We start from the raw sequence: 15,441 nt of genomic DNA, 5'->3' as shown, positions 1-15,441 counted from the left end.
AATCACCGGCACAACCGGACGAGGCGGATTATCCCCCCATTGCCGCGGTTGCACGCAGAATGGCGGCCACGCGCCGGCGGGCACGCTCCAGCCCGTAGCCGGTCTCGATCAGGAAATGGGAATGGCGACGCTTTTCCGCATCCGGCATCTGGCGCGCCAGGATGGCATCGAGCTTTTCCGGGGTCATTTCGGGTCTCTGCAGGACACGCTCGCGCTGGATTTCCGGTGTCGTCGTGACCAGAACCACCGCATCGACATGCGCCTCGCCGCCGGTTTCCAGAAGAAGCGGAACATCGAGCACCGCGACCGGACAGAGCCGCGCGCGGGCATCGGCCAGAAAGTCGTCGCGCACCTCGCGCACGAGCGGATGGATGATGGTCTCCAGCCGGGCGAGCTCCTCCGGCTTGCCGACGACATGCTTGGCGAGGACGGCCCGGTCGACCTTGCCGTCGACCACGGTGCCGGGAAAGGCTTCCTCGATGGCGGGAGCCGCCTTGCCGGCATAAAGCGTGTGCACGGCGATGTCGGCGTCATGAACGGGCACGCCGGCTTCCGCGAAAAGCCGACCCGTCGTTGATTTTCCCATCCCAATGGAGCCGGTCAGTCCGAGAACGATCATGTCAGCGCGCCTCCGAGATCCGCCTCTGTCTGGCCCATGTCCGCCAGAACGAGGCGTCTGAGTTCAGGCGTCACCTCGGGCTTGCGTGCGAACCAGAGTTCGAAACCGGGGACAGCCTGGTGCAGCAACATGCCGAGACCGTCAACCGTCAAAAGCCCGCGGGCGCGTGCAAGTGCCAGCAGCGGCGTTTCCAGCGGCACATAGACGATATCCGTGACCACCGCCCGGGCGGGCAGGGGGGCGAGATCTATGTCGAGAGGCGGCTGGCCTTCCATGCCGAGCGAGGTCGTGTTCACCAGAACGGAGGCACCTTCCAGGATTTCGGACACTTTCGCGAAGTCGTGAACATGAACCTCGGCGCCGAAACGTTCCGCCAGCGCTTCGGCGCGACTGCGGGTCCGGTTGAAGAGATGCACCGTGAGCCCGCGCGACAGCAGCGCCCAGACCACGGCACGCGCGGCGCCGCCCGCTCCCAGAACCACAGCATTGGCTCCGATTTCGTCCCAGCCCGGCGCACCGGAATCGAGCGAGCCCAGAAAGCCGATCCCGTCGGTGTTGCTGCCCACAAGGCGCCCGTCCCGGACAACGAGCGTGTTCACCGCCCCAAGCCGGCGTGCGGTCTCGTCCACCTCATCGCAGAAAGAGAAGGCGGTCTCCTTGTGGGGGATCGTCACATTCGCGCCGACGAGACCGGAGGAGATGAAGGTGCGGAAGAACCCTTCCGCCTCCTCGGGGCGTAGCGCGAGACGATCGTAGCTTCCCGCGATGCCGTAATGCTCAAGCCAGTAGCGATGAATGATCGGTGAGCGGGAATGCTTCACAGGCCAGCCGATCACCGCCGCGCGTGGTTCCTTTTCCATTTCGTCCCCCCGGTACCCGCTCACGTCTCGATCACCCCCTCCTCCCGCAGGAAGGCCAGCAACGGAAGAAGCGGCAGGCCGATAATGGTGAAATGATCGCCTTCCACCTTCTCGAACAACTGGATGCCTTCTCCTTCGATCTGATAGGAGCCGACGCTTTTCAACGCATCCTCTCCGATCCTTGCGAGGTAATGACCGAGGAATTCGGGCGAGAAATCGCGCATGGTCAATGTGGCTGAAGAGACGTGCCGCCACACGGGCTGACCGTCACGGACACAGACGATGGCTGAGCGCAGATGATGCGGCTGACCGCGCAGTGCGAGCAGATTGACGCGCGCCTGCTCGATCGTCTCAGGCTTGAAGAAGACCTCGCCGTCGAAATCCAAAACCTGGTCGGCCCCGATAACGATGGCACCGGGATGGCGTGCGGACACGTCCGTGGCCTTGGTTTCCGCCAGTATGAGGGCAATATCCTCCGGCGGCAGGTTCGCCTCGCGCAGCGGCGCGTCAACGGCGCGTTCGTCGATCTCCGCCACCTCGGTCGAAACGCTCAAGCCTGCATCACGCAACAATTTGGCGCGCCAGGGACTTCCGCTCGCCAGAACGATCTCGCTCATGTCGTCACTCTCCCGAAATGCCGCGCAGATGGCTGCGCTCCTTCATCAACGACATGATGGCAGCAGCGGTTTCCTCGATGGAACGCCGGGTGACATCGATCACCGGCCAATCCCGTTCCGCACACAGACGGCGCATGAAGCTGATTTCCTCCGAAATGGCCGAGCGATCGACATAGCGCTCGTTCTGCCCGATCGCATTGAGTGACAGAAGCCGGTTCTGCCGGACCTGAAGAATGCGTTCCGCGCTGGCGACAAGCCCCACCACAAGGGGCCGTCGCACCTCGAAGAGCGCGGGCGTGATCGGGACTTCAGGAACGATCGGAAAATTGGCGGCCTTGATGCCCCGATTGGCGAGATAGATGCTCGTCGGCGTCTTGGAGGTGCGGCTGATGCCGATCAACACGACGTCGGCCTCGTCCAGCCCTTCAGGCATCTGACCGTCATCATGCATCATGGTGTAGTTGAGCGCGTCGATGCGCCGGAAATAGTCCGCATCGAGCGCATGCTGGCCGCCGACGCGCCGGGTTTCCTGGACCTTCAGATAGGACTGGAAGACGGCAAAGACCGGGTCCAGGATATTGACGCAGGGCACGCCGTGATCGCGGCAGACGCGTTCCAGCCGGCGGATCTGTTCGTCGGCGACCAGGGTATAGAGAACGATGCCCGGAGCCGCCTCGATTTCGGTCAGAACGCGATCGAGCTGGCGATCGGAACGCACCAGAGGATAGACGTGCTCTATCGGCTGGATGTTCTCGTACTGGGCGAGCGCGGCGCGAGAAACCGTCATCAGCGTCTCGCCCGTGGAATCCGAAATCAGATGCAGATGGAAGAAGCTACGCGGATCGCTCACGATGTCATCCCCAGACGAGGTGTGGCCCTGTGTATGAACGGGCATGACTAGGCCTCCTTCGGAATATGGCCTCGCCATCATGCCCATAGCGGTCAATTCATCAACAGACAGGGGTCGGCGGGACAGTTTTGGTGAAACGATTCCTGGAATCGGGGATTTCACGGAGAGGGCCCGGGTTACTGACTCCCCATCCGCACTTTATGCACAGCGCCGAATTCGTTAACAAGGCGTTAACGTCATTGGATTCCTTAAGGTCTGTTTAGGGAATTGGGCGGAACCGCGACGGCTATGGAAAAACCATCCCCAGCCGCGAGCCGGGACGAACAACCGGCCCCAAATATGTGGACTGATCATAATCACGGCAATCCACACTCAAACCAAATAAACAGATCTCTTAAAGAGATTCATTGATAGGTAGTTTGAAGGGAAAAAGGGGAGCGAAGCGCATGCAGTCCAATGAACGAGCCGTGATGCGGGTTCTTGCCGGCGAAAGGCTCTGGCCGCCTCCGGTATGGATGATGCGTCAGGCGGGGCGCTACCTTCCCGAATATCGAGAGACCCGGGCAAAGCAGCCTGACTTCCTCAAGTTCTGCTATGACACTGATCTGGCGGTAGAGGTAACGCTCCAACCCATCCGTCGGTTCGGTTTCGATGCAGCGATCCTGTTCTCCGACATTTTCGTCGTTCCCGAGGCGCTCGGTTATCCCGTTCGCTTCGAGGAGGGACGCGGGCCTGTTCTGACGCCCCTGACCAGCGACCTGCTGGACGGGCTGGCGCCTGAACGAGCGCACGATCATCTCTCGCCGGTCATGGAGACGATGACCCGGCTCAGGGCAGAGCTACCCGAAGAAACGACGCTCCTGGGCTTCTGCGGGGCTCCCTGGACGGTTGCCTGCTATTCCGTGGCCGGTCACACCACGGCGGAGCAGACCGCGGCTCGCATCGGCGCCTATTCGGATCCGGAGACGTTCCAGCGTTGGATCGACCTGCTGGTTGAGGCTTCGGCCGACTATCTGGTCCGCCAGCTCGATGCGGGGGCGGATGCGCTCCAGATCTTCGACACCTGGGCGGGCGTGCTAGACGATGCCGGTTTCAGGCGCTGGTGCGTGGAGCCGACGCGGAAGATCGTGGAAAAGGTTCGCGCGGCGCGGCCTGGTGCGACGATCATCGGCTTTCCGAAAGGCGCGATCGGGCGGCTGAAGGCTTATGCCGAGGAGACGGGCGTGACTGCCGTCGGCCTCGATTGGACGGCGCCTCTTGAGCTTGCGCGAGACGTTCAGACGATGTTGCCGGTGCAAGGCAATCTCGACCCGATGCGGCTGGTGGCCGGTGGCGATGCCCTCGACGAGGGCGTGGATGGCGTTCTGAACGGGCTTGGCGGCGGGCCGCTTGTGTTCAATCTCGGTCACGGTATCGTGCCGCAGACCCCCGTGGCCCATGTGGAGCGAATGATCGAACGGGTGCGCTCGGCACCGGATCCATGGGCCGGGAAAAACAGGTGAGGCGACGTTTTGAGTGGTGAATTGTTACTCTGGTTCAAGGCCTTCCACATCATGGCGGTGATCGCCTGGATGGCCGGGCTTTTCTATCTGCCCCGGCTGATGGTCTATCACACCAAGGTCGCGCCCGGGTCGGAGGCTTCGGAAACCTTCAAGGTGATGGAGCGTCGGCTTCTCAAGGCGATCATGAACCCGGCCATGATCGCCGCCTGGATCTTCGGGTTACTGATCGCCTGGGGCTTTGGCGATTTCACCGAGGGCTGGTTCCACCTGAAGCTTCTTCTCGTCTTCATTCTTTCCGGTTTCCACGGTATGTTGTCGAAACACGTGAAGGAATTCGCTGCGGATGCAAACCGCAAGTCGGAGCGCTACTATCGGATCATCAACGAGTTTCCGACGCTGATCATGGTGGTGGTTGTTATTCTGGTAATTCTGCGGCCGTTCTGAAATGGCCGCTTCACCTTTATTGGTATGATTTCAAAATGATATTTTACATCTGAAGTGGATTTGAACATTTGATTGCGACGAATTGGCCTGTACGGGCGTGCCCCCTTGTCGGCCAGAATAAAAGTGACTATGTTCCCGATACCCCACGACATGCAGACAAGCGTCCAGCGTTTTTAAGTGAGGCGCTGGCGCGGCGGTTCAAATGCCGCAACAAGATCTGTTAACTCCCCATAACGCTTTTCATCTTGCCGGCGCATCCCATCCTCAGCCGGCGTCAATGCGGACCATGATCCAGCCCATGCGGGAAATGAAACTTCAGGACCTTAAGTCCAAATCTCCCACCGAATTGCTCGCCTTTGCCGAGGAATTGGAAGTCGAAAACGCGAGTACCCTGCGGAAGCAGGAGCTGATGTTCGCGATTCTCAAGCAGCTTGCGACCCAGGATGTCATTATTATTGGCGAGGGTGTCGTTGAGGTATTGCAAGACGGATTCGGCTTCCTGCGCTCTCCGGACGCGAATTATCTTCCGGGCCCGGACGATATCTACGTCTCGCCGTCACAGATCAGGCGCTTCTCGCTGCGCACCGGCGATACGGTCGAAGGCCAGATCCGGTCGCCCAAGGAAGGCGAACGCTACTTCGCCCTTCTCAAGGTGAATTCGATCAATTTCGAAGATCCGGAAAAGACCCGCCACAAGATTCATTTCGACAATCTCACGCCGCTCTATCCGGAAGAACGCTTCCGCATGGAAGTCGAGAACCCGACGATCAAGGATCTTTCGCCGCGTGTCATCGATTTGGTCGCGCCGCTCGGCAAAGGCCAGCGCGCACTGATCACCGCGCCGCCGCGGACCGGCAAGACGATGTTCCTGCAAAACATCGCCCGCGCGATCACCACGAATCATCCCGAGTGCTATCTCATCGTGCTGCTGATCGACGAGCGGCCGGAAGAAGTCACCGATATGCAGCGCACGGTCGACGGCGAGGTCGTGTCCTCGACATTCGACGAACCGGCGGCGCGTCACGTCCAGGTGGCGGAGATGGTGATCGAGAAGGCCAAGCGCCTTGTCGAACACGGACGCGACGTCGTCATCCTTCTGGATTCCATCACGCGACTTGGTCGCGCGTACAATACCGTCGTTCCGTCTTCGGGCAAGGTGCTGACCGGTGGTGTCGACGCCAACGCCCTGCAGCGGCCCAAGCGCTTCTTCGGCGCGGCTCGCAACATCGAAGAGGGCGGTTCGCTGACGATCATTGCGACCGCGCTCATCGATACCGGTTCGCGCATGGACGAAGTGATCTTCGAAGAATTCAAGGGCACCGGCAACTCGGAAATCATCCTTGACCGCAAGGCCGCCGACAAGCGCGTCTTCCCGGCGATCGACATTCAGCGCTCCGGGACGCGCAAGGAAGAGCTTCTCGTTGCACCGCAGGAGCTCAAGAAGATGTATGTGCTGCGCCGGATCCTGAATCCGATGGGCACCACGGACGCGATCGAGTTCCTGCTCGACAAGCTGCGGCAGACCAAGAGCAACCAGGAATTCTTCGACAGCATGAATACGTGATCGGGAAACCTGGCGGATATATCCGCCAGGCGATTCACGTGAAACGCGATTTCAAAACGCGCTGGATGGGAAATCCCCGTCCGGCGCGTTCTTGTTTCACGTGAATCATTCGATTCGGCAGCGTATCGATCAGGAACCGGAAGCCATGACCAACACCGATTGTCGCGATCACGATTTTAGACTGGAAACGGAACGGCTGGTTTTGCGTCCGTGGCGGGAGGACGACACGGACGCTTTAGCCGCGATGAACGCGGATCCGCAGGTCATGAGACATTTCCCCGGCTGTCTGACGCCGGAACAATCCCGTGCGTTGTTCGACCGACTTTGCGACAAGATCGCGACCGAGGGGATCAGCTTTATGCCGGTGGAGGAAAAGGCGAGCGGGGCCTTCATCGGCTTCGTCGGCCTGAACCGGCCCGCGTTTCCTGAGCCGGTTTTCTTCGAGCCCTGTGTCGAAATCGGGTGGCGTCTGGTCCCGTCCGCATGGGGGAAGGGATATGCGAGCGAGGCCGCAAGAGAGTGGCTCCGATTCGGATTCGAAACACTGCGCCTTAATGAGATTGTTGCCTTCACGGCCGCGGAAAACGAAAGATCGCAGACAGTGATGCGGCGTCTTGGCATGCAGCCGGCAGGGAGGTTCGATCATCCCGGAGTGCCGCCCGCCCGGCCGGATCTCTTCGAGCACGTTCTTTACAGTCTTGCGCGGACAGACTGGTGCACTGTGCAGAATACGAGGCAATCAGACCGCGGAGCCATGTGAAGCGTCGGCTGAGGACCGCAGCGCCTCCAGGAGAGCGACAGGGTCGGTCATCGGCAGCGAGCAAGTCTCTCCTTTGCAAAGATAGGCCGTGGCAGTGCCCGGTGTTGCGGCCGGCTTTCCTCTTGCGGGATGAGAGGAGGGGAGCTCGGCGTTGCCGCTCCGACGAAGAACCGTCAGGTTATAGGAAACCGTCTGACGTAGAAGTTCGGAGAAGTGAGTCTCGCCCTCCGGTTCGAGAAGCACGAGTTGTCGAGCGTGCAGCCTGAAATCGAAGGCGTTGAGAAGGCTTGTGCTCGCAAACGCGTTCTGGAGGATTTGGTCGGTGAACGTGTGCAGGATCGCATCCGCCCGTTCCCGGTAAATGTCCTCCCCTGTCAGAAGCCAAAGCTCCACGAGATTGGCGGCCATGATCCCGTTGGCGCTCGGTACTGCCTCATCGACGGCGCCTTTGGGACGGACGATCAGGTCATCGGCATCCGCCGCAGTGAGGAAATACCCGGAGTTTTCTCTATCCCATTGATATTCATAAAGTAACAGCTCAAGGTCTTGGGCCTTGGACAGGTATGTCGGGTTGTTCGTGACGCGGAAGAGAGCGAGCGAGGCCTTGATGATGTTCGCATGGTCGCTGGCGAGCCCAGGAAAGCTCAGACGACCGTTTCGCCATGAGTGTCCGAGCCGCCCGTCGCGAACCATCGATTCGGTTATGAAATGGAAAGCGCGTTCGGCCGCCTCCAGCCACTCCGGTCGTTCGAATACATCGGAAGCCCGGACAAGTGCCGCAATCATGAGGCCGTTCCAGTCCGCCAGGACCTTGTCGTCAAGGCCGGGGCGGACGCGGCGGGAGCGTATGTCCATTAGGCGGGCTCTTATGGTGGTGAGCCGGGCTTCGGTCGTGCTATCCGCCAGCGGCGTGGAGCGTAGGCGATTGAGGATCACCTTGCCTTCCCAGTTCCCCGCTGGCAGGACATCATATGTCTCAGCGAAGAGCGCAAATTCCTCGCGCGTGAGCGCGCCTTTCAGCTCCTGATGATCCCAGACGTAGAACCGTCCTTCCTCGCCTTCGCTGTCGGCATCGAGCGATGCGGCAAAGGCGCCTTCGGCCGTTGTCATCTCACGCCGCAGCCAGTCGATCGTCTCCTCGATTCGGATGCGGAACAGCTCTTCACCAGTGCTTACGAAGGCCTCCGTGAGAAGGGAAACAAGTTGCGCATTGTCGTAGAGCATCTTCTCGAAGTGCGGGACGAGCCAGCGCTCGTCGACCGCGTAGCGGGCAAACCCCCCGCCCAGGTGGTCATAGATCCCGCCGGAGCAGATGGTCCTGAGGGTGGTTAGGACGATTTCGCGAAAACGCCGGTCGCCGGTTCGCATTCCCGCGCGCCAGAGCAACTCCAGGAGGGAGGCTTGCGGGAATTTCGGCGCACCGCGCGTCCCTCCGTTCAAAGGATCCATGACAGCGAGCAATCGATTCGCAGCCGTATCGAGGAGCTCCGGCGTCAACGGCTCGCCCGATTGGGCGTGCTGGTCGGCATTCTTCAGGACGTGCATGAGCGCGTCGGCATTGGAGGCGACCTTTTCACCCTCATTCTCATGGATGCGCGCGATCTGGCGAAGGACCTCTACGAACCCGGGCCGTCCCCATTGGGCCTGCTTGGGGAAATAGGTACCTCCCCAGAAGGGCTCGGCCTGCGGGGTGAGGAACATGGTCAGGGGCCAGCCGCCCTGCTGACCCAGGGCATGTAGCGCGTTCATGTAGATCTGGTCGACATCCGGGCGTTCCTCTCTGTCGACCTTGATCGGTATGAAATGCGCGTTGATTACGTCGGCGGTCGCTTGATCCTCAAAGCTCTCGTGCGCCATGACGTGGCACCAATGGCATGCTGCATATCCCACGGAAAGCAGGATCGGCTTGTTCTGCATCCGCGCTTCGGCGAGCGCGGCGGCGTTCCAGGGTCGCCAGTGAACCGGGTTGTCCTTGTGCTGGAGAAGATAGGGGCTGGTTTCGTTCGCAAGGAGGTTCCCGGTCATGATGCGTGTCTGCTGCTCCCGCTCTGCCGTTGACAAGGCCACGCTCCGGCCTTGGGTTTCTTCCGAAATAGGGCTATCCCCATCACCTTCAACGTTTCAGGTGTCGGCCATATCTGTGGACTATGCCTGAAGGGGAACTCTGTCGGTGGCGGACGAGATGGCTGAGCGCGAAACGATTTATGCGTTGTCGAGTGGTGGACTGCCTTCCGGGGTTGCCGTGGTTCGGCTTTCCGGTCCCCGGGTTCGATTCGTCGTCGAAACGCTCTGCGGCACGATGCCGGAACCGCGGCGGGCGAGCCTCAGACGATTGCGCGATCCGCGTGAGGGTCAGGTTCTGGACGAGGCCCTGGTAATCGTCTTCGAAGCGCCGGCAAGCTTCACCGGCGAGGATGTGGCGGAATTCCATCTTCATGGCGGCCGTGCGGTTGTGGCGGCCTTCCTGCGGGCCCTGGAGAGGTTTGATGGTGTTAGTCCGGCGGAAGCCGGCGCTTTCACTCGACGGGCCTTCGAGGCGGGACGGCTGGACCTGACGGAGGTCGAGGGTCTCGGCGATCTCATTCAGGCGGACACAGAAGCACAGCGGCGTCTGGCATTGCGGCAGATGGGTGGTGAGCTTGGCAGGCTCTATGATCGCTGGCGCACGGTGCTGGTCCGGTGTCGGGCGATGATCGAGGCGGAACTGGACTTTGCAGATGAAGAGGATGTTCCGGGTTCGGTGGGGGAAACGATCTGGGAAGATGTGATTCGGATCCGAGATGAGATTTCACGCCACCTGAGCGACAATCGACGCGGCGAGCGGTTGCGCTCGGGGCTTCAGGTGGTCCTTCTCGGTCCTCCGAATGCGGGCAAGTCGAGCCTCCTCAACGCGTTGGCTCAGCGCGACGTGGCGATCGTGACCGAGGAGGCCGGAACCACGCGCGATCTCATCGAGGTCTATCTGGATCTGGGTGGATATCCCGTTTGTCTCGTGGATACGGCTGGCTTGCGGGAGGGGGGAGCCGGGGCCATCGAGAAAGAGGGCATGCGCCGGGCGCTCGAACGGGCGCGGTCCGCGGATCTGGTCCTGTGGCTGGGCGTCGCTGGGGAGAAGCGGGATGCGCTGAGCGAGGATTGGGGTTCTGGAACCGTCTGGCGGATCGCGACGAAGACGGATCTGCGCGCCGCCGGATCGGACGAGATTGGATGCTCGGTGGTTTTGGAAGGCGGTCTGGACCTGTTACTCGCACGGTTGAGTAGATTCGCGTCCGAGACGATTGGTGCAACCGAAGCGCCTGTCCTGACGCGGGCGCGGCATCGCGACGGATTGCGGCGGTGTCTTGAGGGGCTGGACCGGGCACTTGAGGGGAGTGCCCGTGCTCTGGAATTGCGAGCTGAAGATCTACGGCTCGCCGCTGATGGATTGGCGCGGATCGTCGGCAAGACCGATGTGGAGGACCTGCTTGATGTGATCTTCCGGGATTTCTGCATCGGCAAATGATGTGGATAGATTGTGAATCGAGCCTGAATCTCTGGGGATGTTTCACGTGAAACACCTTGTTTACCGTATCGATTCGTACCCGGTTCGAAGTGAGCGGCTTGGGGATAACCTAGCGCCCCAAGACGGCCTCTACTGCTTCTTTCATCAGGCCAAAAGCGACGGCTGGTCGATGGCGGACAATCGGTTCCTTTTGACCGTCACGCCCGCTTGCAGTATGTCAGAGCCAATCGAGTTCATCCGACATTGTTGAACCATATCTCCGTGCGCGAGGGTTTCAGGAACCATGGCGGCGTTTGACGTAATCGTTATTGGGGCAGGGCACGCCGGCTGTGAAGCCGCGGCCGCCGCTGCCCGCATGGGAGCCAAAACAGCCTTGCTGACCCATGCGAAGGCCACCATCGGCGTCATGTCGTGCAATCCCGCGATCGGCGGTCTTGGTAAGGGACATCTCGTCCGGGAGATCGATGCTCTCGACGGATTGATGGGGCGCGTCGCCGACGCGGCCGGGATCCAGTTTCGCATGCTCAATCGGCGCAAGGGGCCGGCGGTGCGCGGTCCGCGCGCGCAAGCTGACCGCAAGCTCTATCGCGAAGCGATGCAAGCTGCGATTTCGCAGACGCAGAACCTGACGATAATCGAGGGTGAGGCGGACGATCTCGTTATTGAGGATGGACGCGTCCAGGCCGTGTTGACTGCCGATGGACGTCGATTCGGATGCGGTTCGGTCGTGCTGACGACGGGTACCTTCCTGAAAGGTCTGATTCATATCGGCGACACGCAGATCCCGGCAGGCCGGGTAGGGGAGAAACCCGCAGTCGGCCTTTCCGACACGCTCGCGCGTGCGGGGTTTCGTCTCGGGCGTCTGAAGACGGGCACGCCTCCACGCCTCGATGGGCGGACCATCGAATGGGCCCGGCTTGACGCGCAGCCGGGCGACGAGCATCCGATACCTTTTTCCACGCTGACGGATCGTATCACCACGTCACAGGTCTCGTGCCATATCACGCGCACGACGCCCGCCGGCCATGAGGTCATACGCGAGAACATTCATCGTTCTGCGATGTACTCCGGGAACATCACTTCGACCGGGCCGCGGTATTGTCCCTCCATCGAGGACAAGATCATGCGGTTCGGTGATCGCGATGGTCATCAGATATTCCTGGAGCCGGAGGGGCTCGATGATCCCACCGTTTATCCGAACGGTATCTCGACTTCGCTGCCCGAAGATGTGCAGCGCGCCTTTCTCAAAACGGTTCCAGGGCTCGAAAGGGCCGAGGTGCTACGGCCGGGTTATGCCATCGAATACGATCACGTTGATCCGCGAGAGCTCGATCGGTCGCTTGAGACCAAGCGGGTGAAGGGCCTGTTCATGGCCGGCCAGATCAACGGGACGACAGGCTACGAGGAGGCCGGGGCACAGGGGCTCCTGGCGGGCGTAAATGCCGCGCTTCGGGCCGGTGGGGGCGATATGTGCACGGTCGGCCGTGCAGACGGGTATATCGGCGTGATGGTGGACGATCTGGTCACCCGGGGAGTGAGCGAGCCCTATCGCATGTTAACCTCACGGGCCGAATACCGGTTGACGCTTCGGGCCGACAATGCGGACCAACGCCTCACGCCGCTCGGGCTTTCGCTCGGTTGCGTCGGCAAGGATCGTCGAATCGCCTTCGAAACGAAGATGCAAGAGCTCGGCGCGGCGCGGGAGCGGATCGCGCACCTGTCCTTGTCCCCTGCCGAAGCGCGGCGGCATGGACTTGAGATCAATCAGGACGGAGTGCGGCGCAGCGCGTTCGATCTTCTCTCCTACACCTCGATCGATCTGGCACGGCTTTCCAGGATCTGGCCCGACCTTTCCGATATCCGACCAGAGATCGCGGAGCAGATCGAGATCGATGCGACCTATGCGGTCTATCTGGAGCGTCAGGAATCCGACATCGCCGCGCTGCGGAAAGACGAAGCCCTGCCGATTCCGGCCGATTTCGATTATGGCGTTCTGTCGGGTCTTTCGAACGAGCTCAGACAGAAGCTGGAGACCGTGCGGCCGGGAACGCTGGCCCAGGCCGGACGGATCGACGGCATCACGCCGGCCGCGTTGACGCTCATTCTGGCTCATGTCCGACGTGCGGCGGGTCCATCGGAAAAGGCGAGGTCGCGCGATGCGGTCTGATCTCCATGACGGGCCAGAGGTGCTCGACGCATACTTTAACGTTTCACGTGAAACGCGCGAGCGTCTGACGATCTATGTCGATCTGGTGCGCCGCTGGCAGAAGGCCCAGAATCTCGTCGCGCCCTCGACGTTGCCGCAGCTCTGGTCGCGGCACGTGGCCGACAGCATGCAGATCCACCATCTGGCCCCGGATATCCTGCACTGGATCGATTTTGGCTCGGGTGCGGGGTTTCCCGGTCTGGTGACGGCCATTCTTCTTGCCGATAGTCCTTCGGCGATGGTCGATCTGGTCGAAAGCAATCAGCGAAAGGCCGCGTTCCTTCGCACCGTGATCCGGGAGGCCGGCCTGCCCGCGCGGGTTCATGCCGATCGAATCGATACCGTGACGGATCGATGGGATACGGCCGTGGATGGGCGAATAGAGGGCGTTTCAGCGCGGGCGCTGGCCGATCTCGACACGCTATGCGGCTTCGCGCGGCCCTTCGTGGCGGACGGGGCGCGGGCCTTTTTCCACAAAGGAAGGGAATCGCGTCCAGAGATTGTTAAAGCGTCTCACACCTGGGACATGGATCTGGTAGAACATAGAAGTCTCATCGATCCGCAGAGCATTATTCTCGAGATCCTCCGGATCGACCCCTTTGTAAATTGATGGATTGGGCGAGGGCGTTGACCGCATGAGTGTGCTTCCGAAATCTCCGCGCGTGCTCTCGCTCGCAAACCAGAAGGGCGGCGTCGGCAAGACGACCACGGCCATCAATCTCGGCACCGCGCTTGCGGCTATCGGCGAGCGGGTTCTGGTGATCGATCTCGATCCGCAGGGAAATGCCTCTACGGGGCTTGGTATTGAGCGTTCCCAGCGCACGGTTTCCACCTACGAGGTTCTCTATGGCGAGGCATCGCTGAACGATGCCATTCGAGAGACGGCGGTTCCGCGCCTGTGGGTGGCGCCTTCGACGATGGATCTGCTCGGGCTGGAGCTGGAGATCGCGGATTCGCCGGATCGCGCCTACCGGCTGCGCAAGGCGATTTCAGACTATGTGGCCGAACACGACAAAACGGATTTCAGTTACATCCTGGTCGATTGTCCGCCGTCGCTCAATCTTCTGACCATCAATGCGCTGAGCGCGTCGCACTCCATCCTGGTTCCCCTGCAGTGCGAGTTCTTTGCGTTGGAAGGGCTCAGCCAGCTCCTCAGCACGGTCGAGCAGGTGAAGCAGGCGCTCAATCAGGAACTCAGCATCCACGGCATCGTGCTGACGATGTTCGACAGCCGCAACAACCTGTCGACCCAGGTGGTCGCCGACGTGCGCGAGACCATGGGGGACGCGGTTTACGATACGGTCATTCCGCGCAACGTTCGGGTGTCGGAAGCGCCGTCCTATGGCAAACCCGTCCTGCTCTATGATCTGAAATGCCCGGGGAGCCAGGCCTATCTGCGGCTGGCCTCCGAGATCATTCAACGTGAACGAAAGATCCGGACGGCGGCTTGAGAAAGATGTAGGCCGCGCGGCCGGACGGCTCTGCGGGCCGATTCGGACTCGAATTGAAAATCGAAGAAAACGACAGCTCAAAGCTGCGTTCAGTGAAGCGGGAACATGGCCATGGCCGATGAAGCCGGTGGTGCAAGGAACAAGAGACTGGGCCGTGGGCTCGCCGCGCTGATCGGCGACGTCAGCAGCGAGGCGCCGAGCGGCAGCGATGCCAGCGAGGCCGCAGCGGCCCTGTCGCGCAGCGGCGGCATTCGCACGATTCCAATCGAGTATATCCGCCCGAACCCGCGCAATCCGCGCAAGACGTTCAGCGAGGACGATCTCAGCGACCTGATCGAGTCCGTGCGGGAAAAGGGGGTTGTGCAGCCGATCCTCGTGCGCCCGTCGGCTGCCGACAAGGGGACGTTCGAGCTGATCGCCGGTGAACGGCGCTGGCGGGCCGCACAGAAGGCCGGCCTGCACGAGTTGCCGGCGGTGGTGCGCGATGTCACCGATCAGGAGGCGCTGGAACTCGCGATCATCGAGAACGTCCAGCGCGCCGATCTCAATCCGATCGAAGAGGCGCTGGGCTACGATCAGCTCGTCGCCGATTTCAATTACAGCCAGGCGGCGCTGGCCAAGGTGATCGGCAAGAGCCGGTCGCACGTTGCCAATACGATGCGGCTCTTGAAGCTGCCGAATGCCGTGAAGGATTATCTGGCCGAAGGGCTTTTGACCGCAGGCCACGCCCGCGCGTTGATCACGGCGGAGGATCCGGCGGCGCTGGCCGAGATCATCGTGGAGAAGGGTTTGAGCGTCCGCGATGCGGAGAAGCTCGCACAGGACCCGGAAGCGCTGAAGAAGGCCACAGGCGGAGCCGCAAAGCAGAAGGCGCCAAAGCCGGCGGATACGATTGCGCTCGAACGGCGGCTTTCCGACGGTCTGGGCCTCGCGGTGGCGATCAGCCACAAGCCGAACGCGGATTCGGGTGAACTGAAGATCAAGTACAAGTCGCTTGAGCAGCTCGATCAGGTCTGTCGCTTGTTAGGCGTCAATAACTGATTGAAATTATTATGTAAAATATGAA

General features: G+C 61.1%; 14 protein-coding genes. 9 read left to right on the top strand and 5 right to left on the bottom strand.

The features are described 5' to 3' along the window. Positions 1 to 28: 28 nt before the first annotated feature. The 4 genes from coaE to V2L18_RS16785 are packed head-to-tail and all read right to left on the bottom strand — an operon-like array spanning position 29 to position 2,991. The gene (gene coaE, locus V2L18_RS16800; protein ID WP_336179441.1) at positions 29 to 619 is read right to left on the bottom strand and encodes a dephospho-CoA kinase; all 591 of its coding nucleotides are present in this window, start codon (positions 617 to 619) and stop codon (positions 29 to 31) included. Then, positions 616 to 1,479 carry a shikimate dehydrogenase gene (locus tag V2L18_RS16795; protein WP_336179440.1) on the bottom strand — a complete coding sequence of 288 codons (864 nt, stop codon included), beginning with the start codon at positions 1,477 to 1,479 and terminating at the stop codon, positions 616 to 618. The genes coaE and V2L18_RS16795 overlap by 4 nt, the downstream gene beginning before the upstream one ends. A gap of 20 nt (positions 1,480 to 1,499) precedes the next feature. Continuing rightward, positions 1,500 to 2,096, bottom strand: a complete 597-nt coding sequence (locus V2L18_RS16790) for a Maf-like protein (protein WP_336179439.1) — start codon at positions 2,094 to 2,096, stop codon at positions 1,500 to 1,502. 4 nt (positions 2,097 to 2,100) lie between these two features. Continuing rightward, complete coding sequence (locus tag V2L18_RS16785; RefSeq protein WP_336179438.1) at positions 2,101 to 2,991, bottom strand: pyruvate, water dikinase regulatory protein; 891 nt, start codon at positions 2,989 to 2,991, stop codon at positions 2,101 to 2,103. Between the two features lie 401 nt (positions 2,992 to 3,392). Here V2L18_RS16785 and hemE point away from each other — a divergent pair, with 401 nt between their 5' ends. From hemE to V2L18_RS16765, 4 genes are all read left to right on the top strand, one after another. After that, complete coding sequence (gene hemE, locus V2L18_RS16780) at positions 3,393 to 4,448, top strand: uroporphyrinogen decarboxylase (protein WP_336179437.1); 1,056 nt, start codon at positions 3,393 to 3,395, stop codon at positions 4,446 to 4,448. Between the two features lie 21 nt (positions 4,449 to 4,469). Continuing rightward, positions 4,470 to 4,892 carry a protoporphyrinogen oxidase HemJ gene (gene hemJ / locus V2L18_RS16775; RefSeq protein ID WP_336179436.1) on the top strand — a complete coding sequence of 141 codons (423 nt, stop codon included), beginning with the start codon at positions 4,470 to 4,472 and terminating at the stop codon, positions 4,890 to 4,892. A gap of 307 nt (positions 4,893 to 5,199) precedes the next feature. After that, entirely contained in the window at positions 5,200 to 6,456 is a 1,257-nt protein-coding gene (gene rho / locus V2L18_RS16770) for a transcription termination factor Rho (RefSeq protein ID WP_336179492.1), read from the top strand. 145 nt (positions 6,457 to 6,601) lie between these two features. Continuing rightward, the gene (locus tag V2L18_RS16765; RefSeq protein WP_336179435.1) at positions 6,602 to 7,216 is read left to right on the top strand and encodes a GNAT family N-acetyltransferase; all 615 of its coding nucleotides are present in this window, start codon (positions 6,602 to 6,604) and stop codon (positions 7,214 to 7,216) included. Here the strand turns inward: V2L18_RS16765 and V2L18_RS16760 are convergent. Continuing rightward, positions 7,196 to 9,241 carry a thioredoxin domain-containing protein gene (locus V2L18_RS16760; protein WP_336179434.1) on the bottom strand — a complete coding sequence of 682 codons (2,046 nt, stop codon included), beginning with the start codon at positions 9,239 to 9,241 and terminating at the stop codon, positions 7,196 to 7,198. The two genes, V2L18_RS16765 and V2L18_RS16760, sit on opposite strands and share 21 nt — an antisense overlap. Before the next feature lie 145 nt (positions 9,242 to 9,386). On the opposite strand from V2L18_RS16760, the gene mnmE reads away from it, so the two are divergent. From mnmE to V2L18_RS16735, 5 genes are all read left to right on the top strand, one after another. Further along, a complete protein-coding gene (gene mnmE, locus V2L18_RS16755) occupies positions 9,387 to 10,718 on the top strand; it encodes a tRNA uridine-5-carboxymethylaminomethyl(34) synthesis GTPase MnmE (RefSeq protein ID WP_336179433.1) in 1,332 nt (443 codons plus the stop codon). Positions 10,719 to 11,001: 283 nt separating this feature from the next. Continuing rightward, positions 11,002 to 12,885 (top strand): tRNA uridine-5-carboxymethylaminomethyl(34) synthesis enzyme MnmG, encoded by a 1,884-nt coding sequence (mnmG, locus tag V2L18_RS16750; protein ID WP_336179432.1) that lies wholly within the window; start codon positions 11,002 to 11,004, stop codon positions 12,883 to 12,885. After that, entirely contained in the window at positions 12,875 to 13,534 is a 660-nt protein-coding gene (gene rsmG, locus V2L18_RS16745) for a 16S rRNA (guanine(527)-N(7))-methyltransferase RsmG (RefSeq protein WP_336179431.1), read from the top strand. The genes mnmG and rsmG overlap by 11 nt, the downstream gene beginning before the upstream one ends. A 25-nt stretch (positions 13,535 to 13,559) precedes the next feature. Beyond that, the gene (locus V2L18_RS16740; protein ID WP_336179430.1) at positions 13,560 to 14,375 is read left to right on the top strand and encodes a ParA family protein; all 816 of its coding nucleotides are present in this window, start codon (positions 13,560 to 13,562) and stop codon (positions 14,373 to 14,375) included. Positions 14,376 to 14,486: 111 nt separating this feature from the next. Further along, entirely contained in the window at positions 14,487 to 15,416 is a 930-nt protein-coding gene (locus V2L18_RS16735; protein WP_336179429.1) for a ParB/RepB/Spo0J family partition protein, read from the top strand. Positions 15,417 to 15,441 lie beyond the last annotated feature (25 nt).

The sequence above is a fragment of the Breoghania sp. JC706 genome, assembly GCF_037026715.1.
In the GTDB taxonomy this organism is placed as follows: domain Bacteria; phylum Pseudomonadota; class Alphaproteobacteria; order Rhizobiales; family Stappiaceae; genus Breoghania.
The sequence above is the reverse complement of the archived record's forward strand: the minus strand, read 5'-3'. Positions and strand labels throughout refer to the sequence as shown.